The organism is Bacteroidota bacterium (assembly GCA_020161395.1).
In the GTDB taxonomy this organism is placed as follows: Bacteria; Bacteroidota; Ignavibacteria; order Ignavibacteriales; family Ignavibacteriaceae; genus UTCHB3.
In genome coordinates, this window is record JAIUOE010000003.1 from 449,212 (window position 1) to 472,800 (window position 23,589).

Annotated in this window: 19 protein-coding genes and 1 other RNA gene; 6 read left to right on the forward strand and 14 right to left on the reverse strand. The window is 42.6% G+C overall.

Going from position 1 to position 23,589, the window contains the following annotated elements:
- Positions 1-708 carry a tRNA (N6-threonylcarbamoyladenosine(37)-N6)-methyltransferase TrmO gene (tsaA, locus tag LCH52_07205; GenBank protein MCA0388268.1) on the forward strand — a complete coding sequence of 236 codons (708 nt, stop codon included), beginning with the start codon at positions 1-3 and terminating at the stop codon, positions 706-708.
- Here tsaA and LCH52_07210 read toward each other — a convergent pair.
- The 10 genes from LCH52_07210 to LCH52_07255 all read right to left on the reverse strand — a co-directional run bounded on the left by LCH52_07210 (position 698) and on the right by LCH52_07255 (position 11,890).
- Positions 698-1,249 carry a GNAT family N-acetyltransferase gene (locus tag LCH52_07210; GenBank protein ID MCA0388269.1) on the reverse strand — a complete coding sequence of 184 codons (552 nt, stop codon included), beginning with the start codon at positions 1,247-1,249 and terminating at the stop codon, positions 698-700. The genes tsaA and LCH52_07210 overlap by 11 nt on opposite strands.
- A complete protein-coding gene (locus tag LCH52_07215; protein MCA0388270.1) occupies positions 1,249-2,442 on the reverse strand; it encodes a PAS domain-containing sensor histidine kinase in 1,194 nt (397 codons plus the stop codon). Before LCH52_07215 ends, LCH52_07210 begins: the two co-directional genes overlap by 1 nt.
- Positions 2,435-4,519 (reverse strand): PAS domain S-box protein, encoded by a 2,085-nt coding sequence (locus LCH52_07220; GenBank protein ID MCA0388271.1) that lies wholly within the window; start codon positions 4,517-4,519, stop codon positions 2,435-2,437. Before LCH52_07220 ends, LCH52_07215 begins: the two co-directional genes overlap by 8 nt.
- Positions 4,520-4,924: 405 nt before the next feature.
- Positions 4,925-6,334 carry an endonuclease gene (locus tag LCH52_07225; GenBank protein MCA0388272.1) on the reverse strand — a complete coding sequence of 470 codons (1,410 nt, stop codon included), beginning with the start codon at positions 6,332-6,334 and terminating at the stop codon, positions 4,925-4,927.
- A 148-nt stretch (positions 6,335-6,482) separates the two neighbouring features.
- Positions 6,483-6,835: a transfer-messenger RNA gene (gene ssrA, locus LCH52_07230) on the reverse strand.
- A gap of 13 nt (positions 6,836-6,848) precedes the next feature.
- Positions 6,849-7,397: a cob(I)yrinic acid a,c-diamide adenosyltransferase gene (locus LCH52_07235; GenBank protein MCA0388273.1), complete on the reverse strand. Its 549-nt coding sequence runs from the start codon at positions 7,395-7,397 to the stop codon at positions 6,849-6,851.
- A gap of 41 nt (positions 7,398-7,438) precedes the next feature.
- Positions 7,439-8,518, reverse strand: coding sequence for a hypothetical protein (locus tag LCH52_07240; GenBank protein ID MCA0388274.1), 1,080 nt, complete (start codon positions 8,516-8,518; stop codon positions 7,439-7,441).
- Between the two features lie 86 nt (positions 8,519-8,604).
- Complete coding sequence (locus LCH52_07245) at positions 8,605-9,483, reverse strand: hypothetical protein (GenBank protein ID MCA0388275.1); 879 nt, start codon at positions 9,481-9,483, stop codon at positions 8,605-8,607.
- 14 nt (positions 9,484-9,497) lie between these two features.
- Complete coding sequence (locus tag LCH52_07250) at positions 9,498-10,865, reverse strand: dipeptidase (protein MCA0388276.1); 1,368 nt, start codon at positions 10,863-10,865, stop codon at positions 9,498-9,500.
- A gap of 14 nt (positions 10,866-10,879) precedes the next feature.
- Complete coding sequence (locus tag LCH52_07255; protein ID MCA0388277.1) at positions 10,880-11,890, reverse strand: hypothetical protein; 1,011 nt, start codon at positions 11,888-11,890, stop codon at positions 10,880-10,882.
- A 61-nt stretch (positions 11,891-11,951) separates the two neighbouring features.
- Between LCH52_07255 and LCH52_07260 the strand changes: the two genes are divergently transcribed.
- Genes LCH52_07260 through LCH52_07270 form a run of 3 tightly spaced genes read left to right on the forward strand, consistent with a single transcriptional unit; the run spans position 11,952 to position 15,921 of the window.
- Positions 11,952-13,310 carry an LptF/LptG family permease gene (locus LCH52_07260; protein ID MCA0388278.1) on the forward strand — a complete coding sequence of 453 codons (1,359 nt, stop codon included), beginning with the start codon at positions 11,952-11,954 and terminating at the stop codon, positions 13,308-13,310.
- Complete coding sequence (locus tag LCH52_07265) at positions 13,303-14,388, forward strand: LptF/LptG family permease (GenBank protein ID MCA0388279.1); 1,086 nt, start codon at positions 13,303-13,305, stop codon at positions 14,386-14,388. The genes LCH52_07260 and LCH52_07265 overlap by 8 nt, the downstream gene beginning before the upstream one ends.
- Positions 14,389-14,442: 54 nt before the next feature.
- Positions 14,443-15,921 carry a hypothetical protein gene (locus LCH52_07270; protein MCA0388280.1) on the forward strand — a complete coding sequence of 493 codons (1,479 nt, stop codon included), beginning with the start codon at positions 14,443-14,445 and terminating at the stop codon, positions 15,919-15,921.
- Between the two features lie 61 nt (positions 15,922-15,982).
- On the opposite strand, the gene LCH52_07275 is transcribed toward LCH52_07270, so the two are convergent.
- The 3 genes from LCH52_07275 to LCH52_07285 form a co-directional block, all read right to left on the reverse strand.
- Positions 15,983-16,627: a PorT family protein gene (locus tag LCH52_07275; GenBank protein ID MCA0388281.1), complete on the reverse strand. Its 645-nt coding sequence runs from the start codon at positions 16,625-16,627 to the stop codon at positions 15,983-15,985.
- 42 nt (positions 16,628-16,669) lie between these two features.
- Complete coding sequence (locus LCH52_07280) at positions 16,670-17,848, reverse strand: DUF3095 domain-containing protein (GenBank protein MCA0388282.1); 1,179 nt, start codon at positions 17,846-17,848, stop codon at positions 16,670-16,672.
- A 138-nt stretch (positions 17,849-17,986) separates the two neighbouring features.
- Positions 17,987-20,341: a family 10 glycosylhydrolase gene (locus tag LCH52_07285; GenBank protein ID MCA0388283.1), complete on the reverse strand. Its 2,355-nt coding sequence runs from the start codon at positions 20,339-20,341 to the stop codon at positions 17,987-17,989.
- Between the two features lie 58 nt (positions 20,342-20,399).
- Between LCH52_07285 and LCH52_07290 the strand changes: the two genes are divergently transcribed.
- On the forward strand, positions 20,400-20,813 hold the full coding sequence (locus LCH52_07290) for a hypothetical protein (GenBank protein ID MCA0388284.1): 414 nt from the start codon (positions 20,400-20,402) through the stop codon (positions 20,811-20,813).
- On the opposite strand, the gene LCH52_07295 is transcribed toward LCH52_07290, so the two are convergent.
- The gene (locus LCH52_07295) at positions 20,814-21,806 is read right to left on the reverse strand and encodes an NAD-dependent epimerase/dehydratase family protein (GenBank protein MCA0388285.1); all 993 of its coding nucleotides are present in this window, start codon (positions 21,804-21,806) and stop codon (positions 20,814-20,816) included. It abuts the gene before it with no gap.
- 246 nt (positions 21,807-22,052) lie between these two features.
- Here LCH52_07295 and LCH52_07300 point away from each other — a divergent pair, with 246 nt between their 5' ends.
- Positions 22,053-23,189, forward strand: coding sequence for a pyridoxal phosphate-dependent aminotransferase family protein (locus LCH52_07300; GenBank protein ID MCA0388286.1), 1,137 nt, complete (start codon positions 22,053-22,055; stop codon positions 23,187-23,189).
- Positions 23,190-23,589 lie beyond the last annotated feature (400 nt).

A 23,589-nucleotide genomic window follows, 5' to 3' on the forward strand; every position in this document is an offset into this window, starting at 1 on the left:
ATGACTGATAAATACGAATTTGAACCAATCGGTTTTGTCGAGTCCAAACTTAGGGAGAGGTATGAAACTCCACAACAGGGGATTTTATCTTCCGGTGATATATCCATCATAAACCTCTCACCTCATAGAAATATTGAGCAGGCTCTAAAAGATCTGAATGGATTTGCGAGGATATGGGTCATCTACCTGTTTCACTTGAACAACACCTGGAAACCTCTCGTCACGCCACCGGGAAACAAAGGTAAAAAAGTCGGGGTTTTTGCTTCCAGATCACCGCACAGACCAAACAATATCGGTTTAAGTTGCGTTTCTCTTGTCAAGGTGGAAGGATTGAGACTATATATCAACAACTCTGATATTCTCGATGGCAGCCCGGTGCTTGATATTAAACCCTATCTTCCCTATGCCGATTCATTTCCTGATTCTGAAAGCGGCTGGGTGAAAACGGGAGAGAAACCGAAGTTCACAGTGAATTTTTCAGAGGTGGCATTGATTACAAACCGGGAAACAGTTACAACACACGGAGAGAACATCTCAGGATATGCTACGGTTCAGTTGACGATGGACCCTCAGGATACCATGCGAAAAAGAATCCGTCGTGTAGACGAAGGTCTTTTTGCACTTGCTTACAAAAAGTGGGATATCTTCTATTCAGTAAATGTGGATCTGCTCGAAGTTTTTGTGGTCGAAATCCGGATCAGGAGCTAAGGTAATAGTCCTCTTTTGCCAAGGTATAAATCGAGCATTTGGTTTCACTTCCATCAATCGAAGATTTCTCTTCCAATTCTTTGGCAAGTGAGAATCCATATTTTTTCATTAGTCCGAGGGAACGGAGATTTGCCGATTCGACAAATCCGTCAATTTTATCCAGCGACAACTCATAGAACCCATACCTTAAAACCGCGGAAAGTGCTTCCGAGGCGAAACCTTTCCCTTGATATTCCGGCAGTATCTCAAAACCGGCTTCAGCACTTTTTCTGTCACCTGAAAAATTCCAGAGACAGATGGTTCCCAGACAATTTCCTGAATCTTTTTCGGTTATAATCCAGTAAAGCCAGTTCATTCCGGCTAAGCCGTTTATTATTTTTTTGAGAAACTCTTCAGCTTCCTGCAGTTTTGTCTGAGGCCTTCTGTCAAGATATTTCCCGACTTCGACATCGGAGCGAAGTCTGAATATGAACTCCGAGTCCTCTGTCGAGGGTTTTCTCAAGACCACACGGCTTTGCTGCAGTTCAGGGAAGTTTTTCATTACTGCTCCACCGGAAGGGTTATGGTGAAGGTCGAACCTTTCCCCTCCTCACTCGCGACAGAAAGTGTGCCATTGTGTTTATTGATAAACTCTTTACACAGAAGCAATCCCAACCCGCTGCTCGGTTCTTTTTCCGTGCCGGTTCTCCTGACTTTTTCACCGGTTATGAATAACCGTTCGCGCAAATCATCGGGTATCCCGATTCCATCATCATGAACCGAGATATTGACGGTTTTATCTGTCGTTTCGGAAGTAATAACGACAGAACCCCCTCTGTTCGAAAATTTGATGGCATTCGTGATCAGATTGCGAAATACAGAGCAAATCATTTTTTCGTCGGCAAAAATCATCTGTGTTTTGACGACATTATTTATTATCCTGATTTCCTTTTGTATCGCTTTCTGGTCGACTTCTGCGATACATTGCTGAAGAATCGGGTACAAACCTGTCCTGACAGGTCGAAAAGTCAGCTTTCCTTTCTGTACCAGACTCCAGTCGAGGAGATTCTCGATGAGTTTGTAGATACTCATGGCGGTAATATGCAATTCCCTGCTGAACCTGACTATTTCAGTCTTATCCAAAGATTCGGCATCTGTCGAGAGAACTTCGGTCAACCCGAGAAGTCCGTGCAAAGGACTGCGCAAATCGTGAGCAATTATCGAGAAGAGTTTGTTCTTCTCAATGTCTGACTGCCTCAATTCTTCATTTAACTTCTTCAACCGGGCTTCAGTCAGTTTCCGTTCGGTTACATCTCTCTGAATTCCAAAATGCCCCGTGATTCTTTTATCCTGATCGTACATGCAGATATAATCACCCTCAACAAACATTTGACTGCCGTCAAATTTTCTCTCTTCAGTTTCTATATGAAGGTGACCCTGGTCAAAAAACTCTTTCCATACAGATTTCCCGTATGGAATATCATGTGCAAAAAAATCGGCGGGCGTAAGATGCAGATACTGATCCCGCTCAGCTCTGTACTGTTTCAACATGGCATCGTTAATCTTTGTAACCTTTTGGTGGGCAAAGACATACTCGAGGGTGGCATCCTTGTCAATCTCATCGTTCCAGACAACCGGTTCGTCAAGCATCATAAAGAAAAAACCATCAAGAGACTGTGAGAAAAACATCTCGAGCTTTTCCTCACTCTCCCTCAGCGTCCCTATTATATCTTTTAAACTCCCTCCTTTATTCATTTTTTCTCCCAGGTAAATGTTTTTTTAACAGGTTAAGGATATCCTGTCTAAAGAATGGTTTGGAGATGTAGTCATCACAGCCTGCTGCAAGAAATTCCTCCATGTCACCTTCAAGAGCATAAGCTGTCATGGCAATCACTGAAATTCCCGACAATTTTGGATCGGCTTTTACTTTTGCAGCGAGTTCGACACCCGTCATTCCACCACCAAGATTTATATCAGCCAGAATTAGATCATATTGACCAGCCTCCAACATCAGGAGAGCAGCCTCACCTGTGTCAGCAATATCCACTGAATATTGCGTTTTTAAATGTTCTCTGATGATTGTGGAGTTTAGCTCTTCATCTTCCACAATCAAAATTCTAAATTTCTTTGCCGGGTCCGTTTCAACACCGGAATCAACTTTGTTTGACCCCTGATCGACATCTTCAGGAAGTTTAGGAAGGAACCTCTCAACCTGAACAGGGAAAGCGAGTCTGAATGTTGAACCCGTGGAGTCACTTTTTAGCAGGATCAAATCCCCCCCTGCTATCTCCATAAGTTTCTTCGAAACAGAAAGCCCGAGACCCGTTCCTTCATACATTCTCCCCTGACCTTCACTCGCCTGTCGGAAATTTTCAAATATTACATCCCTCAACCGGTCAGGTATCCCGATTCCTGTGTCTTTTACCAGTATTTCGACCACTCCGGAGGAAACAGGGAATTTTGGGATTTGAATCTCAATTTTCCCTTTTTCTGTAAATTTTATTGCATTGTTCAAAATATTGTGAAGAGCCTGTTCCAGGGTATTTTTGTCCTGAATGACAACGGGCCTTTCACGAGGGATCTGTAAATCGAGTTCAAGACCTTTGTCATGGGCAATAAGAGTGTAGAATCTTGCGGTTTTTTTCATCAATTCAACCAGGTCGAACGATTCAGATTTAGCAACCACCTTTCCCGATTCAAGTCTCGACATGTCCAGGATCAAGTCCATTGTAGAAAGAAGTCTTCGGCTTCCAAAGATTATCTTCTCCACCAGTTCCTTAATGTTTGGATCGATATTTTCGTGATAGATCAGTTCCGAGTAACCCATGATGCTCACCATAGGCGTGCGTACTTCGTGGCTCATATTTGCAAGGATACTTGTTTTTACTCTTGCGGCAGTCTCGGCTTTCTCTTTTGCTTCTGTGAGGGCGAACTGCACTTTTTTTATTTCATCAATATTCTGAATAAAAGCAAGAAACTGATTCTGAGATAGTTTTACTGCATTCACAAGGCAATGCATTGTATTCCCGTTTTTTAAGCGAAGATGAAGCTCACCTGAGTGGTGCCCTCTCTTTTTCACATCCTCGACAACCTGAAGTGCCGGCAAGTAAACATCTTTCTCTACAAATCGAAACAGCTTTTTGCCGATCAGCGATTCCCGCTCCAATCCAAACATTTGACAAAGTGTATTATTTATCTCAAGAAAGTGACTCTCTTCATCGACAATAAAGATGCCGATGGGTGCGGATTCGATATAACTTCTGAATTTCCTTTCATTCGCCTTTAAGGTGTCTGCCTGTTCTTTTAGCGTCGTAATATCTGTAAAAGTCACAAAAACCTGATATGGAGTTGACTCCCCGGGATGAAACTCGGGTACAGCATCTATCTCCACCCATCTGTAGGAGTCTTCAATCGGGTGATAAACGCCCATAATCACATTTCTTACCGGTTTTCCCGTTCTGCGGGCTTCCACGATGGGGTGGGTTTCCCCGGGGAAATCACTTCCATCCTCGTGGATTGACCGCCATCTCGGGTCCATTGATGTTCTTCCCTGTAATTGATCCAGGGTCAATCCCAATATTTCCTGAGCAGCAGGATTTGCAAGAGTAATTTCTCCGGAAGCATTTTGGTAAAGGACTCCTTGATTCATCGACATAAATAATGTTTCATAGTTATGCTCTGTTTCACGCATGACTTCCTCGACACTGCTTCTATGAGGATGAGAACTTACATGCGGATTGTATTCAAGATCTTTTAACCTCTGTCTTAACCTCTCATTTTCCTTTTCAAGTCCTGCAAACCTTTTCTGCAATTCAGAGTATGAATCTTTCATAGGAAAAACCTTTGTTTTGCGAATTTCAACTTTGGCGAATAAACTCAGATTGTCTCACTGCAAACAAGTGTACAGTTATCTCTTACTGAATAGTAAAAAGTATCGTTACAACTGCATCTGCATGATTTTTTTTAACAGCTAAATTTAATCATTTTTTTTAAACGATATAAGTTAGTTTGTATTTTTTATTCATTTTAATGCGAAAAAAAATAATTTGTAAAGACGATACAGGATATTAAGAACCGGGAACAGTTGTAAGGGAAGAGAAAGAAAAGTAAAGGGCACTAAATCGATGTGCTTGAGGAAGGTGATCAGTTATTAAAGAGAGCTGTTGAACAGCAGTCGGGGAACGAAAGAGTTTTTCGCTCCCCAAAATTTAGATTACACTAAAGGCAAATGAAAAGACTACTTCATTAGTATCAGCTTGTTCATTTTCACAAACCCGCCTGCACGGATCTGGTAAAAATAAACCCCGCTCGAAAGACCGGCACCATTGAAATTGACAGAATAGCTCCCGGCATCCTGATCTTCATTAACGAGAACCGCTACCTCATTACCGATGGAGTCGAACACCTTCAGTGAAACATGATTCTCAACAGGAATCTGATACCTTATAACGGTCGAAGGATTGAATGGATTTGGATAGTTCTGTTCGAGATTGAAGGAGTTGAGACTGCTTTCATTCCCTTCCACTCCGGTGGTTCCGCTCGTTGTAAAATTTACAGTCGTATCATTCATCAATACTCCGTTGATACTCTTAAGGCCGGATATCTGAAGGGCATACTGAGTCCCGCTCACGAGACCCTGAAATGTTACAAGAAGCTTCGACACATCATTTACGACACCCCAATGAATCGAAACAGGATTCCCGCCATTGTTGCTGCATGTAAAATTTAACGGATTAACAGCGACACTGGAATCGATATATCTCGAAAAATCTATTACCATGGAGTTTCCATCGGGATAAAGTTTCACCACCTGTGGTTTCATATCTGTCTGCCAGATTTCGGCTGCAAATTCAGGATGATCAATAAACGGATTCCGGTTCTTTTGATAAGTAAAAATGGCGTTGTTCCGGTTGATCTCTTTGGTACTGACCGTATCTTTGATGTGCCATGAATAAAGCAGATTTGCATACCATGGAAGCAGATTCGATTTATTGGTGGCAGGACTTGTTGAAAAACCGCTGTCTTCCAGATAATATCTTACGGACATATACATCTGTGACCTTGCAAGATCACCCTTAAATTCGTTTATCGGCTCAAATACAGTGGATGTGTAGCCGGGGAATGAGCAACTCCCCACCTTGCTTCCGTTTGTGGAAGTCCAGGTTGCCGTGCCGACCGTCCCAAACGGATAATTGCTTCGCCTGTTGTTCACATATCCGTCGGTCGGGTACATATGGAAAAGGTCAGATCTGGCGGGATTCGTTGCACCAAGCCAACTGTCGGGCCATGAATGCTCACGATTGTAACAATCCCCTTCGCCTGAATAGCTGCCGCATTTCTTCAAGCCATGGACATAAAGATAAGAGGGTGTGCCGCCGGGTTTGTCGGAGTAAATATCCCATACATTGTTCGTACCCGGTCTCGAATCAGTGGAAGGAAAAGCCGTATACAGTCCGTCATAGCTGATCACTGTGTGACCCTTCACAATATTATGAAGTGCTGTTCTAAGAGCGGTTCCGTAGAGTTTATAAGCGTTTTGGTAATAATCCGCCTCTGTATTCTGTGCTTGAAGAGAAGAGAGGCTGAATGTAAGAGAAAGGCATATTACCGTTAAAGCGGAGAGGGAGAAATTCTTTTTTTTCATCATTTGATGACTTCCATACACGAGGCGCACGCAAAATGCGACCTGAAATTACTGAACAAGTTAATTAATTACCATTAGAGATAAGCGACCGGTTGATCGCAAAAGGTGTGTCACCCGAAAAGGAGGGTACAACATAAACTATCACATAAAATGGTGGAGGTGGCGGGAGTCGAACCCGCGTCCGAAGTTGAGGCTCAGAGGATATACTACGCACATAGTCAGAATTTTAATCTCCTTCCGTTTGCTCCGTCTGACTGGATCGCACGGCTAATATCCGGTAAAAGATTCGCTTCACCTGCCCGGAAATCGGATCAGCTATCGTATCTAAATGGCGTTCACTACAGAGTCGATACGAGAACTCTGCGTAAACGGCAGCCTAACTAATTAGGCTGCGAGGGCGTAAGATTCGCCTGTTGTTTTTTTACCGCTGTTTAGCGTGTCTGCGGATAACACGGTACGCAATCCAAGGCTCCTGTCAACCCCGTCGAAGCCAATTTCACCCCCGTGAAACTTTAGTCTATTTTTCCCACTTCAGATCTTCGTTATCTGTGATATGATTTTCATACCGGGCAGCAACAAAGAAAAAATCTGAAAGACGGTTCAGAAATATAACAATATTTTTGTTCAATTCCTCGTGGTGCATCAATTCCACTACCAGTCTCTCCCCTCTTCTGCAGACGGTTCTGCAAACATGGAGAAGTGATGCCCCTTTGCTTCCCCCCGGAAGTATAAAGTTCCGAAGCTCTTCCAACTGATTAGAGTAAAAATCTATCCTTTTTTCCAGATCTTTAAAAAATAATTCTTCTGTTCTTGGCAGATTAAAATTTTTAATCTTTGAATCGAGAGGAGTCGCAAGGTCGGAACCTACGGTAAAGAGCCGGTTTTGTATAAGTCTCAAGTCATGTGTCAGGTCTTCACTTTTGACTTCACACAAAGCAAGCCCAATAAATGAATTTAATTCATCGACCGTTCCGTAAGCTTCTATTCGTGTGCTGTCTTTCCCAACCCTCTGACCACCAAAGAGTCCCGTTTCACCACTATCACCGGTTTTTGTGTAAATTTTCATCTTTCTCAGTTTTGTTTACTATTGTAATCAAAATGAAATGGTTAAAGTTCCTTTACCGAAACACTTATTCTGTCCGCACCTGATTGAACAAACAAAACTGTCCCCTTTTGAAGATGGTTCTTGCGAACGAGTCCCAGTGCCTTTACCTTTCCATTGGTATGACAGGCTGAAATTGATGTAAGCACTCCTGCGTCTTTGTCGTCGGTGTCGAGAAGTTGCGCGGGGAGAACCACCTTGTTACCCTCACTCACCTCAAGCTGCACGAGAAATTTCTGAACTTTTTCGTAAGTGTCAAGTCTGGCAATCACTTCCTGACCTATGAAGCAACCCTTTCTGAGTGACACTTCACTCATCAATTTGACCTCATGAGGGTTGAAAGAATCTGATATTTCGGTTTCTCCCGGTGTGATGTTTTCAATATTGTAATGTTGAAATGCAGATTCGCTCACAAAATCAATGTTGAAAGGTCCGTCATACTTTAAGATATAACCGGCAAGTTTCTCGAAGCACCTCGGCTCCCCAAACAGGAGATAACGATCCGATTTCCCGGCATAATTATACTTGAGAATGCTGAACAACTTGTCTTCAAATTCAAAGTTATAAATCCTGTTTGGTTCCTCATCTTTTATTCCAGAGAGAAGAATGATCACAGTTTGAGCCTGAGGACCGTAGATTTCGAAACTTCCGAATGCACCTGTAATATCCTTCACATTCACATCATCCGTGATGATATATCTGTTGATCCATCTTGTGAGTTTATCAGAACTTCCGCCTGTGCCAAAAATCAAAAATCTGAGTCCCTCATTTACAACAAGAACCGAGTCGATGATTCTACCTTTGTCAGAACAGAAAATAGTGCGGATACTCTCCCCCGGCTTTAATCCGCGAAGATCATTTGTGCTTATTCTGTTCAGGAAGTCGAGAGAATCGTCGCCTTTTATTTCCAGGGTGCAAAAAGAGGAGGTATCCCGAATGGCGGTGCCACTTTTCAACAATTCTATATCCCCTTTCAAACCTCTCCTCGAGAGAGAAAGAAAGTGATGGTTCTTCCCTGCTTCGTAAGTGTAGCCATTCCCGGTTAGCATGTTCTGAATCACTGATGTAAAAATTTTATCGGTCATTTTCACTTGAAAATATTATTAAACTTTGAATTAGATGCAGCAGCCGGGAAGCTGCCTGACTTCCCGGCATACCAAAGATTGAATTGTCAGTAGGGGGTAACCTTCTCCGGATATCTCGTGTTCACATAAAGTGAATCTTTCCAGATATAGGTAACGGAATCGACCACAGCAATTGAATGATCGTTGTCCACAAACACATACTCTATGTAATCAGGAAATTTATCACCGTTGGCATCAGTCATCACTCTCCTCTGGTTTATCCCTTCATAAGTGAGCAGAAGGTGCGGTTTCTGATTAAATCCGTTCAAAAAGAAATAATTGAAGTAAAAAGTGGCATTCTTGAACTGGGCATAGAAATCCACTTTAATGTAGGGAATGTTCTTTACTGCCCAGTTTTGAAGTGTCATCAACCTGAAACCGCCATGTGACGGAGTATATTTTTCCCAGATTCTGCTGAAATTTCTGCCATCGATCGTGAACCCGGTCATGAAGAAAAGTGCTGTTCCAAGCCTGGTACTGTCGTAGTCAATAAAACTTTGATCATACCCGATAACATTTTTCGATTCAATCAGACGATCCCTCTCCATCCCTTCACGGGATGTGGCAATGAGGGCAAAGACCATTTTGCTGGCACCATCCTGCCTGTAGATTACTGCGGCGGGAGGAATTCCCAACGAGTTCGGTATATCCTCTTCGATAACATAACTGCCTTTCGGGTAGGTTTTCAAAACAGCTTCCATCAAATCGATTGTATCTCCAGGGAATCTGGTTTTTGTCTGTTTCTTCCTTTTTTCCAGATTGAATTCCTGAATCGATTTATCCTTGTCAGGTTGATCCTCAACGAGCTCCGTTGAAGCAGTTGAACCGGTATCTGCCGGATCTGCAGTCTCATCTTCGCCACATCCTGCAACGAAAATTGCCAATCCGTAAAAAAGGACAAAAACTATTAAATATTTAAACTTCATCGTAAAACCGTTATTTACTTTCCGGAATATTCTTCCATGAAATATGCTGAGCTGATAATTCCCAGTCTGAAATGATTGAGATCAAAATGTTCATCGGGTGAGTGAAGATTCTCTGTGTTTAGTCCCAAACCCATCAGAACAGAGTCGGCTCCGAGATATTTTTTGAACTTGGCGACCACAGGAATGCTTCCGCCTTCCCTCTGATAAACCGTTTCCTTGCCAAATGCTCTGCTTAATGCTTTAGCTGCTGCACTGATGGCTGGTGACTCAATTGGTACGAGACATGCTTCAGCACCATGAACAGCACTAACCTTCACTTTTACTGATTCTGGCGTTATTTGTTTCACATAGTCAGTGAAACAAACTGCGATTTTCTCAGGGTTCTGATTTGCAACCAGTCGCATGCTTATTTTTGCAGATGCTTTCGAAGGAATCACAGTTTTGGCACCTGCACCCGAGAAACCACCCCAAATACCATTACAATCAAGTGTGGGTCTGGCACCTGTTCTTTCGATTACTGTATATCCCTTCTCACCCCAAAGAGCATTCACATCAAGATGCGCTTTATATTCAGCCTCGGAGAATTCAAGTTTTGCCAGTTCTTCTCTCTCATGGGTTGTCAGGTCAAGTACATCATCATAAAAGCCAGGGATAGCCACTTTTCCGTTTTCATCATGCATCTTTGAAATCATCTGCGAGAGGATATTGATCGGATTTGCTACTGCACCTCCAAAGGTTCCCGAATGGAGATCTCTGTTGGGTCCTGTTACCTCAATCTCCATGTAACAAAGTCCTCTAAGACCATAAGTCAGAGTCGGCAGCATCGGGGCATAGAGCGCTGTATCTGAAACCAGCACCACATCACATTTTAAAAGCTCTTTGTTTGCCTTAAGGAACGGTTCAAGACTCGGGCTCCCGATCTCTTCCTCTCCCTCGATTATGAATTTAACATTCAACGGAAGTTCATCAGAGTTGGCGAGAATTGTCTGGACTGCTTTTATGTGCATGTAAAGCTGACCTTTGTCATCGGTTGCCCCTCTTGCAAATATCTTACCGTCTTTAATGACGGGATCAAAAGGTGCACTGCTCCATAATTCAACCGGATCTACAGGCTGCACATCATAGTGACCATATATTAGAACCGTTGGTGCTCCCGGCACTCTTAACCGCTCACCATAGACAACGGGATGTCCTCCTGTCTCAAGCACGACCGCTTTATCGAGCCCGGCTTCAAGCATTTTCGCTGCCGTGAATTCGGCACATTTTTTCATTTCTTCCGTTTTTTCAGGAAGAGTACTGATACTTTCAAATTTTAGAAACTCGCCAAGCTCGGCTATGAATTTATCTATGTTATCGTTTACAAATTTTTCTGTCTTGTGCATGATTTTCCTGTGGATTACTCCATTTTGTACTTGTAAATTATCGGAACAAATTCCTTAAATCTTTTTTCTGTTTTCTTGTCCATTTTTCTTAATATGTTCTCAACTGGTACATATTCTTTCGTGAATGGATCATCGATTAAATAAACAAAACCTGATTTGTCGAGTGAAATTGCCTCGACAGCCGCTGCATACCGGTACTGATGATAGCCCGGAATGTAGTTTGTGATGTTAAAAACTCTAATATTTGTGACTGTAAATTTATTATCAAATTTCATATTAAAAAAGTTCAATCTGTTTCTGTCAACGCCCCAAAGCGACCCGTCATCTGCAATTGCCAGTCCTGTAATTGTGTTGACCCCCAATGAATCCAAAAGCATGGTTGCAACTATTTTTAGCGTTCTTTTGTCGACTACCCTGACCAAACTTCCGTCGAATGAGGTTTCCCCTCTTTTAATTCCTTCAAGACCCAAATATAAACAGTTTGAGTCGACTGCGAGCCCCTCATATCCTGTATTATCTTCAATATATTGATGAAAAAGAGAATCGGGGGTGATCACGAGCCGTTTTAATCCGGTCACTCTTCCCGAGAATATGTCATCGTTCTTGAACACAAGCTCAAATATCCCAAATTGCTGCCTGTATCTTTTATCGGGCTCGATACTTATGTAAACTTTGTTTGTGTATTTGTCGTAGGCGATGTCCTCCATGTCCAGTCTGATTTTAGGCGGGAGAGTGTCAGTTACCGAGGAATCAATCTCTATTGAAGTCAGGGTAAACTCATCATCGACGATCTTCAAATAATGAAGTGCCTGTTTGTCATCGCAAATTATAAACACCGGCTGACCAAGCTCATCATTCCTGATGAATGTGATACCTGAAGTCTGCTGAGGGTACTTTTCGCCATCAACAAGCCATGCAGGGTAACCGGGTACCAATCCTGCAACCGTACTGCAGCGGCTCAATTCAAAAAATAGTGCTGCTATAGTTAGGATCAGAATTGCTATATTTAAATATTTTAATTTCATTTAATTACAAAACTAAGCAGTTTTACACTCACAAAAAATTCCGAGAGTTCGCCCGGTCAAAATGATCTTAAGTTTTTACATTGCAAGGAAATTTTTCATACCATTTCTGTTCTCGGTGTTTTCACTTTTTTCTGTGTTCATCCTTCAATTTCTTATGAGATTTGCCGAGCAGTTGATTGGGAAAGGGATAGACACTCTTCTGATCCTGCAACTGATTGCATACAATCTTGCGTGGATGATGGTTTTGGTGGTTCCGATGTCGGTTCTGGTGGCAACCTTGATGGCATTCGGAGGGCTGTCTCAAAATAATGAAATTACCGCCATCCGGGCGGCCGGGCTAAGCCTTTACCGTCTTACCGCTATTCCCTTCATGATGGCAGCATCACTCGTCTGGTTCCTGATATATTTCAATAACAACATATTACCCGACGCCAACCATAAAACTAAAAATCTTATGTGGGAAATCACAGCCACAAGACCGGCTCTCTCCATTGTCCCGAATGTTTTCATGACAGACATCATCGGATATGCAATTCTTGCCGAAAAAATCACACAGGATTCAAACAAACTTCTGAATGTAAAAATTTACGATAACAGCAGGTCCGGTTTCGTGAATATTCTCACGGCAAAAAAGGCAGACCTGAATTTTAATCAGGACCGTTCCAAACTCCTGATGAATCTTTATGATGGCGAAATTCATGAACAGGGTGACGGACACCTCTACAGAAAACTGAAATTTAAAAAACATATTCTCCTTATGAACTCGGAACAGTTTTCCTTAAAGAAAATTACTGATGAGTACCGTTCTGACCGCGAACTCGGAATAGATGAGCTGCGGCAGCGGGCTGACAGTCTGGCACGCGTTTTTGAGGAACATGTGCAGATCATGAAACGGGTAGCCAATCCGTTTTTCTATGGCGATTCTGCCGGTTCTGCACTTCCGGCGATGAACGCAGGAGACACGGGCAAAGACACCTGGAAAGCCAGACTTGCATCCCGGGTCAAACAGCAACTTGCCACCATCGAAACCACTCTCGCCGCACAGGACTATCTGATCATGCAACAGTATGCTTATCTGGTTGAAGTGGAGAAAAAATATTCCATCCCTGCTGCATGCATCGTTTTCCTTCTGCTCGGTGTTCCACTCGGTATGATGACCCGTCGGGGTGGCTTTGGAGCTGCTGCAAGCATCAGCCTTTTCTTTTTTCTGCTCTACTGGTCGTTTCTGATCGGTGGTGAGAAACTGGCTGACAGAGGCATTGTTTCTCCATTTCTGGGGATGTGGGCAGCAAATGTCATTCTTGCCGCTATGGGAGTGTATCTCTTCTTCAGATCTGTCCGCGATAACACAACCATCGATCTCACGGGATTACAGCGATTCATTCCAAAAAGATTCAGAAAAGTCTCCGAAGATGCTTAGGATTCTCGACCGGTACATTATTAAGAGCTTTATAGCCTCTGTTTTCTACGGACTGTTAGCCTTCACGCTCCTCTTCGTCATCATTGACATGATGGAAAACCTTGACAATTTTATAGATAATAATGTGGATTTTCCGATCATCCTCAATTATTATCTCGTTTTTATTCCTGAGATACTAAAACTTATGACACCCGTTGCCGTTCTATTCGGTGGTTTGTTTACTGCCGGGAAGATGTCGAGCAACAATGAGCTAACAGCTATCAAATCAAGCGGCATTTCAATATACAGATTCATGCTTCCGTTTCTGCTGGTATGCTTTGGCATTTCAGGCTTGATCTTCTACTTCGGTGGTTATGTTGTTCCTGATGCGAATACGGTTAAAACCAGAATTGAGGCTGAATACCTTAAAAAAGGTGAGGCTTCGGCAATCAGCAACCTCTTCTTCCAGGACCCGCCGGGAAAGATTGTGAATATTTTTTATTTCAACCATGAAAAGCTCGAGGCATACAAGGTTGGGATTCAGACCTATGATTCTGCAACCTCGATAAAAATGACCCGGCGAATAGATGCCGAACGGATGGTATATAATCCGAAGAAAAAAGTGTGGACAGCTTTCAATGGAACGGTTCGAATATTTGGACGGCTTAACGATCAGTTTACACCCTTTGAAGAAATGGAAGTGGCTGACCTTAAATTCACCCCTGAGGATCTGCAGGTAAAACAGCAGCGACTCGAGATTCTAAGTAATCCACAATTGAAAAAACTGATTCAGGATACAAAAAATGCGGGGTACGATTCCCAAAGAGTGGAGATAGAATATTTTTCCAGGTTCTCGTTCCCCTTCACTGTAATCATTATTATCATCTTTGGTCTGCCAATCTCGACCGTGAAGAGACGCACCGGACTCGCACTTCAATTCGGAATTAATATCCTCGTAACTTTCGTTTATCTAAGTGTCATGCAGATTGTCTCTGCGCTGGGGAAAAACGGATCACTCGATCCTTTGGTTACTGCCTGGCTGGTAAATCTCCTTTTTCTGGCGGCTGCTTTATTTAATCTTTCAAGAATTAAAGGGTGAAATTTCTCAATTTCATTTCTTTTTCTTATTTTCACTAAAAAGTGATGAGTAATTATGGAAACAACAATAATTGGTAATTACAGCCTTCTTATGCAAAGAGGCACCTGGAAAGATTTTGACTACTTTGAAGCAGTCCACTCCTCTCTTGGAATGAAAGTACAGCTTCTGATTTCAAAATCGGAGACTGAACCGGTCAACCTCGAAGGACTTAAGAAACTTCGGAAACTCGGATTTGAGTCAGTTCTCAAGATTTTCGAACTGTTTTACCACGAAGGCAGACTCGTTGTAATCACCGAGTACCCTTCGCAGATGTCGCTTTTCGATTATTTCTACACTTTAAATCGTCCCCTCGATCCCGTAAAAGCAGTCGACATTGTAACCGAGATTCTCGAAGCATTGGAAGAACTCCACAACCTTGGATATGCCGTCGGGTTCCTTGATGAAAGCATGATTTTTTTCATTCAGGGGAAAAAAATAAAAATAGGCGGGAACTGGCTTGTACATTTTGAAAATGTCAGGGTAACCGGTGAATATGAACTGGCTGAAAATGATGCTTTCGAAGCCCGGATCAGGGATGTAGCCAGATGTGGAGCCATTCTGTTTCGTTTCCTCAATCAGGATACACTGCTCCAAACCAATCTGAATTTCGCTGCTGTCTTACAGGCAAAACCTGCAAGTATCCCAAAACAACTCCTCGATATTATTCATAAAGCAGTGAATCTTGACTCCCCTGCATACCGGGATGCCTCGGGACTGATTGCCGACCTCAAAACCGTCAGAACTCAACTGGAAGCTGATGCTGCAAAAAAATTTGAAGCTCCTCCGGAAGCCGGAAGAGTGGACAGCGGTTCCAGAGTAAAAGTTACCGCCATTCTCAAAGGTTCTGATACCATTTCAGAATCAACCGCTGATAATCTGATCAAGGAAAAAAGTGCAAGACCAAAAATGTCTTTGGTCAACATATTTCTTATTCTTCTGATCGTAACTCTTGCGGCAGGCGGGTTGCTCTATATATTCAAAGGATCCATTTTTGGAACTAAAAGTACCAGACCTGAATCGCTCGAACAGGCACGACAGACTGCACCTCCAAAACTTGTGCAAAGTGATTCTCTGAAAGTTATAGTGAAGGAAACAGTGGAGATTTTGCTTCAGTCGGCTTCTGCAGAGAGAGATCTGCTCCTCACGAGACAAAATCAACTCGATTCAACAGGTAAGGCTTCATTGGAGTTTTTCACCGAACTCTATAATGGACTGGTCGAGCTGAAGTCGGATAAACCTGAGTCAGCTTATCCGGGACTTGAAAAAGCCTCCAACAAGTCAGATAAATCGGTGAAACAACTTGACGCATCACTGGCACTCGGCTGCTATTCGATCCTTAAAAACGAGGGCGAAAATGCGTGGCTTTACCTCGAAAATTATGCTGTATCACTTGAGACAAAATTACCGGAAGCAGCAAATCTGACTGCTGATGAGAAAACAAAAATTGAACTTAAAAAGAATTATCTCGGCAGGCTAAGAGCCAATTTCAAATAGCCTCACTGGAGATTTTTATTTCACAAGCGACAAAAATTTCTGCGGGGATCGCGAAACTGTCCTACAGATCTGCCCTGTATGAAATTCCGAGTCCCTGAGTAAAGTTTTTCAGAGTCAATCCAGAGTTAGCTTCGACCGATGAGTTGAACTGCGTATAGAATACAGCTCTGAAATCGATTTCTCCTCCCGGCACCTGAAAACTGAACCCTGCTCCATAAACAAGACCGAGTGCGACGGTCGTGATTCCTTCCACATCTTTTGGTCCCAAAGAACCACCAACAGCATAATACTCCTTTACTTTACCTCCCAACAGATAGGAAATTGATGGTCCGGCGAATGCAGAGACTGTCAGAGGTCCATCCTCCGTCGTGTACCGCGATTTTAAGAGAATCGAGAAGTCGAGATAACTCAGATCATACTCATATTTTGTGGCTTTTGGCGTGAGCACAACCGGAGAAGTGACAGGTGACGGAAGCAGTGAGAGATCACCACCCCGTTTTACGAATCCAATCTGGGGGCTGACATATAAATAATTTGAGATTTGCACATCGGAAAAAAGAGCAACAAATGGTTTCAAAACACCGGTTTCCTGATGAGTGGTCATGGTTGCGAATCCCGCCTTTGAGAGCCCTGCTTCGATTCCGATATTTCCTTGAGCTTTCGCAATTACTGAAATCAATAAAATTATTATGGCTGTCTTTTTCATCTCATTTTCTTTGGTGAATTTATTGTTATTTCCTAATAGTTCCTACAATTCCACACTTCCGGCACGAAGTTTTTCTTTCAACTGTTTTGCTGCAAGAGCATATCCGCCGTCGCTGGCATCAATCAGGTGAAAATGTTCATCTTCATATTTATCAACGATACAGGTAAGAAGTGCCGAGTCTGTGATGTGTATCCCGTAACAAATCAAACCTTTCCGGCTGAATTCATCGAGGGTTTGAAGCAGTCTCTCTTTCTGTTCCTCACTGCTCGCTATCACCATCCTGATCATGTCATCCATCTTTATGTAATCGACATTCTTTTTTACATCCTCTTTGTACCTGCTCCAGTGGCTCCCCTTCTTCCCGAGCACACCGTTAAAAAACAGTGCTCCCGCTAAATTGAGATATATTAACCGGAAATAATATCTCAATTTTGAAAATCCCCTCCCGCCTCTTACAAGAATTTCGTTTTTCAGCTTTTTATAACTGAAAACCAGATTCAGGTTTTGCGGTTGAATCGGGTTAAAATCGTTTTCAGTACCGTAAATGTTAAAAATTTCACCAATTATTGTATCAAAAATTTCATTTTCTCTCTCCCCTCTTACCTTTGCTTTCACGAGTAACGCTAAAGTAAGTCCCTTGTGCGAAGGGATGCTGTTCCAACGACATTCGAAACCTGTCAGGTCGGGAATCTCTTCAATTTTTTCCCTTATTAACCTGAAACATGTTGAATCGTCTCCCTGCTTTAACTGTCTCTCAACCTCCTCAAAACCCGATCCGCGAAAAAGCGCCTGCTGGTAATAGTCTGAAAATTTGTACTTTGCTGTTTTGAACTCAAAGCCTTCTTTTCTCAATCCCTGTATCGATGCATAACCGGTCCTGAGTTCGAGACCAAAACTGATCTCCGCAAAATACTTCATTTTCCGCAACGACTCAACGACTACCGGCTCGAACCTTTGAGGTACAAGCATAATTGCGCCGTCGCCTCCAAAAATGAAGGGGAATTTCTCTTTCCCGGTAGCGTTCCTGACCGCTGCAATAACTGCAGCTCCGCAGGAGTTAACATCTTTGTATCTTCCCTCGGCGATTGCGATGGTGGAATTGGTAATGTCCGTTATCAGCACCATCCAGTCGCCGGGTACATCCTTGTAGTTTGATAACTTTGCAGCATCAATAAATCTGGTCAATGTCTCCAACTCCAGGAAAAAATTTTCAAAATGCATCATTTAATCGAAATTTCAAAATTCAAATATCCAACTTATAATATTAATAAAAAAAGCTGCCCCGTCTCTGAAGCAGCTTAATTTTGGTATTATGATGAAAGTCACGAGAAATCATGACTCATTACTAATAACTCATAACTATTTGATCAGCATCAGTTTCTTGGTGATCGATTTATTGCCCGCTTCGAGTTTATAGATATAAACTCCCGAAGGAAGTGGTGATGCATCAAATTTGACAAGGTAGTTGCCGGCAGAATAATATCCTTCTGCGAGAACAGCAACCTGCATACCTGTTGCATCGTAAACCTTCAGAGTAATCTGACTCGATTCGGGGATCGCAAATTTAATTGAGGTCACCGGATTAAAAGGATTCGGATAGTTTTGTGACATCTGGAAGTCTGTCGGAACTCCTTCTTCCTTTTCAACATCCGTGGTAACCTTGGTTTTGAATCTGAACGGTTCAGACCATTCACCATGCCCGTGCTGATTTACACCTTTGACTCTCCAGTAGTAAATTTTATTCAGCGAAAGTCCGTTAAATGGAATTGAAGTACCGGTGTAATTGGTTGCATTGATAACAAGAGACCCGGGATCAAACACATTCGTACTCGAGAGTTGAATGCTGTAACTGTCTGCTATTGGATTGCTGCCCCAAACGAGTAAGGAATCAAGACCCACATTCGTGGTTTTATCAAGAGGAGCCAGAAGTTGAGGTGCACCCGGAGTAAGGGTTACAAATGTGAAGGAAGATGACCAGGCACCAACGCCTGCAGCATTTTGTGCTCTCACTCTCCAGTAATATGTTTTCTGACCTTTCAGATTACTGAAAACAGCAAAAGTATCAACCAGCGAACTTATATTTACAACAATGAGTGAATCGAACGAAGGATCTTCGCCCACTTGCAAGGTGTAGTTTGATGCACCGAGAAGATAATTCCATTTCACTGTTACTGTGTCTCTCTGTCCACTGCCGTTTGCAGGAGAGGCAAGAACTACAGAAGTAAGTGGCGAAACCTGCACGATATTGCTTACTGCACTCTCATTGTAGTTTCTGTCAAGAGCTGTTACAGCAAAATACCAGGTGGTCGGAGTGGATGAAGGAGCCGGTCTGGCTTCTCTGACTCCAAAAACATCTTCAATATTTACGCTGTTGTCAAAATCCTGCGGAGTGGGATTTGGCGTGGTAAACTTATAGACCACATACCTTACTGCTGTATCTCCATCAGTTGCGGTGAGGGGTACATCCCATCTCAAAGCGGAAGTTCCATTACCGGGAACTCTCTCAAAATGGAAATTCCTCGGTGGATTTGGAGCAACATTGTCTTTCCAGCTCATTACCGGAAGCAGGGCTTTTGTGTTATACAGATTCTGTTTAAGTGAATCAGCAAATCCTTTGAAATTCGAGATAAAATCCTGTGCACGGAAGAAGACACTTCCTCTTGTCTTTGGATTTGCCCGGTTCGCCCTGATCTGATTATGAATTTCACTCGCATTATTCCATTGTGGAATTCTGTAGGTAGCCTGACCGGGATAGAAATGACGGTTGTTTGCAAACACACTGTCTGCCCACCATGGCATAAGTTTTGCATAATCCTGTCCTCCACCAAAGGGCCAGTAAAGCTGCGGAGTAAGATAATCAACAGCTCTCCACTGCAACCAGGTAATGGCATCACAATATATGGAGGAATAAGCGTCAAGACCGGTAATTCCGGGAGGTACACCATTTTTCCAGATACCGAAAGGACTCATGCCAAACTTGATGTGGTTCTTGTAAAAATGGACACTGTCGTTAATTGCTTTGATCAGAATGTTGACATTATCTCTTCGCCAGTCGTGAATGTTTGTGAATCCACGGTTGTAAAGCCGCCACGAGGCGGAATCCTGATTTGTTATCTGATTGTTGGGATAGGGATAGAAATAGTCATCCATATGGACTCCATCCACATCATATCTCTTAATAACATCCAGAATTACAGAAAGAACATACTCACGAACCATTGGAAGACCGGGATCGAGGAATTTTGCAGTTCCTGTCTGAAGCCCCCATTCAGGATGCTCTACAAGAACATGCGTTGGATGAAGGGTATAGTTGCCCACTGCTCTCTCTGCTCTGTAAGGATTGAACCAGGCATGAAGTTCCATTCCCCTTTTATGAGCTTCTTCAATCGCAAATTGAAGTGGATCATAACTGGGTGCGAGGCCCTGTTGTCCCGTAAGCCAGTAAGACCACGGTTCAATCTGTGAAGGATACATTGCGTCACTCTCACTTCTTACCTGGAAGATTACAGTATTTATTCCTGTCGCCTTCAAGGCATCGAGAAGAGTTATCAGTTCATTTTTTTGTGCGGTTGCATTCAGTCCGCGTGTCAGGGGCCAATCGAGATTGGTCACTGTGGCTATCCAGGATGCCCTGAATTCTCTTTTAGGGTTCTGGGCATTCGAAATTCCCATCACAAGGACGAGAATCAGGAACAAAATTTTAACATTTTTCATTGTACCTCAACAATATATTTTTCGAAAACACTTTTAATCTTTTATTTCTCTGAGCCCGATGAAACAATTTTTTGTATATATACTAATATCTCTATTTTTTCTCTCAATTACAACTTTATTTTACGGTTGTAAAGATACTATTAATCAGGCAGATGTGGATTCGGTAATTATCCCCGACAAGGGAGTTTCTTACCAGGCTCACATCCAACCTGTAATGCTCCTTAAATGCGCTTTCTCGGGCTGTCACGACGATCAATCCCGTGCAGGGGGACTTAGCTTCACCAATTACTTTAACACGGTGGCAGACCTTACAGTGGTCGTACCCAATGAACCTCAGAACAGCAGGCTCATCTGGTCCATAGAAGGTATTTCGGGAGGCAGCCCAATGCCGCCTGTCGGTTACCCCAGAATGACCATCAACCAGATTAAAGGTTTCAGAACCTGGGTCGGTGAAGGCGCCAAAAACAACTGATTATTTTATCCAGCCTTCTTTTTTCGACCAGGCTACAGTTCTTTTTATTCCCTCTTCAAGACTGACTTCCTGACGGAATCCAAAATCTTTCATCGCTTTCGCAGGACTTGTCACCCAGTGCATCTGAACAAGGTCTCTCGCTTTCTCAAGATTCAAAGTTGCAGCTTTACTGCTGAACATTGAAAAGAACTGTGCGACAGCCGATACCACATAAACCATGGCGTGTGGAAAAACGAGTTTAAAAGCCTTCCTGCCAAAAATCTTGTGACAAATTTCGCCGACTTCATCCCAGGTATAAACTTTTTCGCTGCTGAGGAAATAAACCTCACCCGATGATTTTGGACTCATCGCCGCCAAATAAAGTCCGTTCACAACATCATGAACATGAAGAAGAGAGATCGTCTTTTTCGCAAAGCCCACTTTTGTAAAAAGCCCCTTAGCATAAGTCTGGAAAAATAATCCCACCTCGGTATCCCGTTCACCATAAATTGCAGGGCATCTTAGAACTGTTACAGGGAGTCTGGATTTATATGAAATTACAAGTTTCTCCTGCTCAAGTTTGCTTTTACCATAGGTTGTCAAAGGATTTGGTGTGTGCGCTTCAGTTATCGGTTTGCCATCAGGCGAGGGACCTGCTACGGTCTGACTGCCGGAAACTACAAATTTCTTTATCGGGGCACCTGACTCAAGGGCCGCGTCCAGCAAAGTCCGGGTATTTTCCACATTTGATTCAAAATAACCTTCAGGTTTCTTCGATTTTACTGTTCCTGCGATATGAAAAACATACGAGCAACCTGTCAGGGCTTTTACAAGTTCTGATTTATTTCCAAGCCCGGCATTTATCAATTCAACTTCTTTATCTTTTAGCCATTTCAGATCACTTGTTTTCCTCACGATGCATTTTACAGCGAATCCTTCACTCAGAAGTCTGTCGACAAGGTGACTTCCAACAAATCCATTTGCTCCGGTCACTACGGCTATTTCTTTACTCATTTTCTCCAATCCGCGTTATTAATGAACTTTCGATCAGTTAATTCACTTATATCCTTGTAAGTGCAATTAAAATAATGATTTATATCACTTTTTTTTGTTTTTAACAAAAAATAAATTTACATTCGAGTTTTAAATTTAACGAATTTTTATTTATCTAAGTATTGCATAAACTAAAATCTCCCCGGAGGAAATTTGAGCCTGTTCAAAAAATGTTATGAATTTACCAGAGCCGATGAAGTTAAAGAGATGGGACTGTACCCTTATTTTAGACCGATTGAAGCAAATGAAGGACCCGTTGTACAGATTGAGGGGAAAAAAATCGTTATGGCCGGATCCAATAATTATCTTGGATTGACTGCCCATCCAAAAGTAAAAGAAGCTGCCATCAAAGCTGTAGAAAAATATGGAACAGGGTGTTCCGGGTCCCGCTACCTCACAGGTACACTTGACCTGCACAACGAACTTGAAGCCAGAATGGCAAAATTCTTTAACGCGGAAGCTGTTCTCCTCTATTCCACCGGATTCCAGACTGCCCTCGGTGTTATCCCGACACTTGTACAAAAAGGTGATTATGTCATCTCTGACAAAGACAACCATGCCTGTATTGTTACCGGAAACCTGATCGCTAAAGGTTCAATGGTGGAAATGGTGCGTTACAAGCACAATGATATGAAAGACCTCGAGAGAGTAATTTCCAAATTACCGATCGAAGCCGGAAAACTTATCGTTAGCGATGGTGTTTTCTCAACCGGTGGTGAAATTGTTGATCTGCCGACACTGAATCAGGTAGCAAAACAGTACAATGCCCAAATCCTTATCGATGATGCTCATTCAGTGGGTGTTATTGGTGTTGGCGGCAGAGGAACTGCATCAGAATTCGGACTTGAAAAAGAAATCGATCTCGGAATGGGTACCTTCTCAAAAACTTTTGCCTCACTCGGTGGTTTCGTTTACGGACCTGAAAGAGTGATCAACTTCCTTAAACATCAGTCTCCTGCACTTATTTTCTCTGCTTCTCCAACTCCTGCTTCAGTAGCGGCTGCTCTCGCGGCTCTCGATATCCTCGAAGCTGAACCGGAAAGAGTAACCAAACTTATCAGTAATGCAAATTATGCAAGAACAAAACTGAGAGATGCCGGATTTAAGGTAACCGACGGAAGAACGGCAATAGTACCCGTAATCGTCGGTGATGATGCACTCGCTTTCCAAATGTGGCGCAAACTTTATGACAATGGTGTATTCGTGAATGTATTTATCTCACCCGGTGTACCTCCCGGAAGACAGATGATGAGAACTTCCTACATGTCTACACATGAAACAGAACATCTTGATTATATTGTCGATACTTTCAAAAAAGTCGGAAGCGAACTCGGAATAATCTGATATTCTTTCGGTTGATTTTAAAGAGGCTGTCTCAAAAGGGGCAGCCTTTTTTATTATATTCTCAGATTTAGCAAAAAGAGTCTTCGCCTCAAGTTGGTTCCAACTTATGATCTCCGTTTTATTTATTCCTCGCCTTACGTTAAATTCTAGAAGAGTCTGACTCTTCTTTTCGCCTGAAAATTGACCAAATCAGTTTAGCCTAAATATGTTCTAACCTATTGTAATATATGGTAGTTAAGAGGAATATTTATTTTTAGATACGGTCAATTTTTCGTATTTTTGCATATGAAAAAGACACCAAAAACCCCTGCATTCAAACCCTACGATCAGCACCAAATGTTTCTGTTTCCTCCTTCAATTGAGGATATGATACCCAAGGAGCATCCTGTTCGTGTGGTAA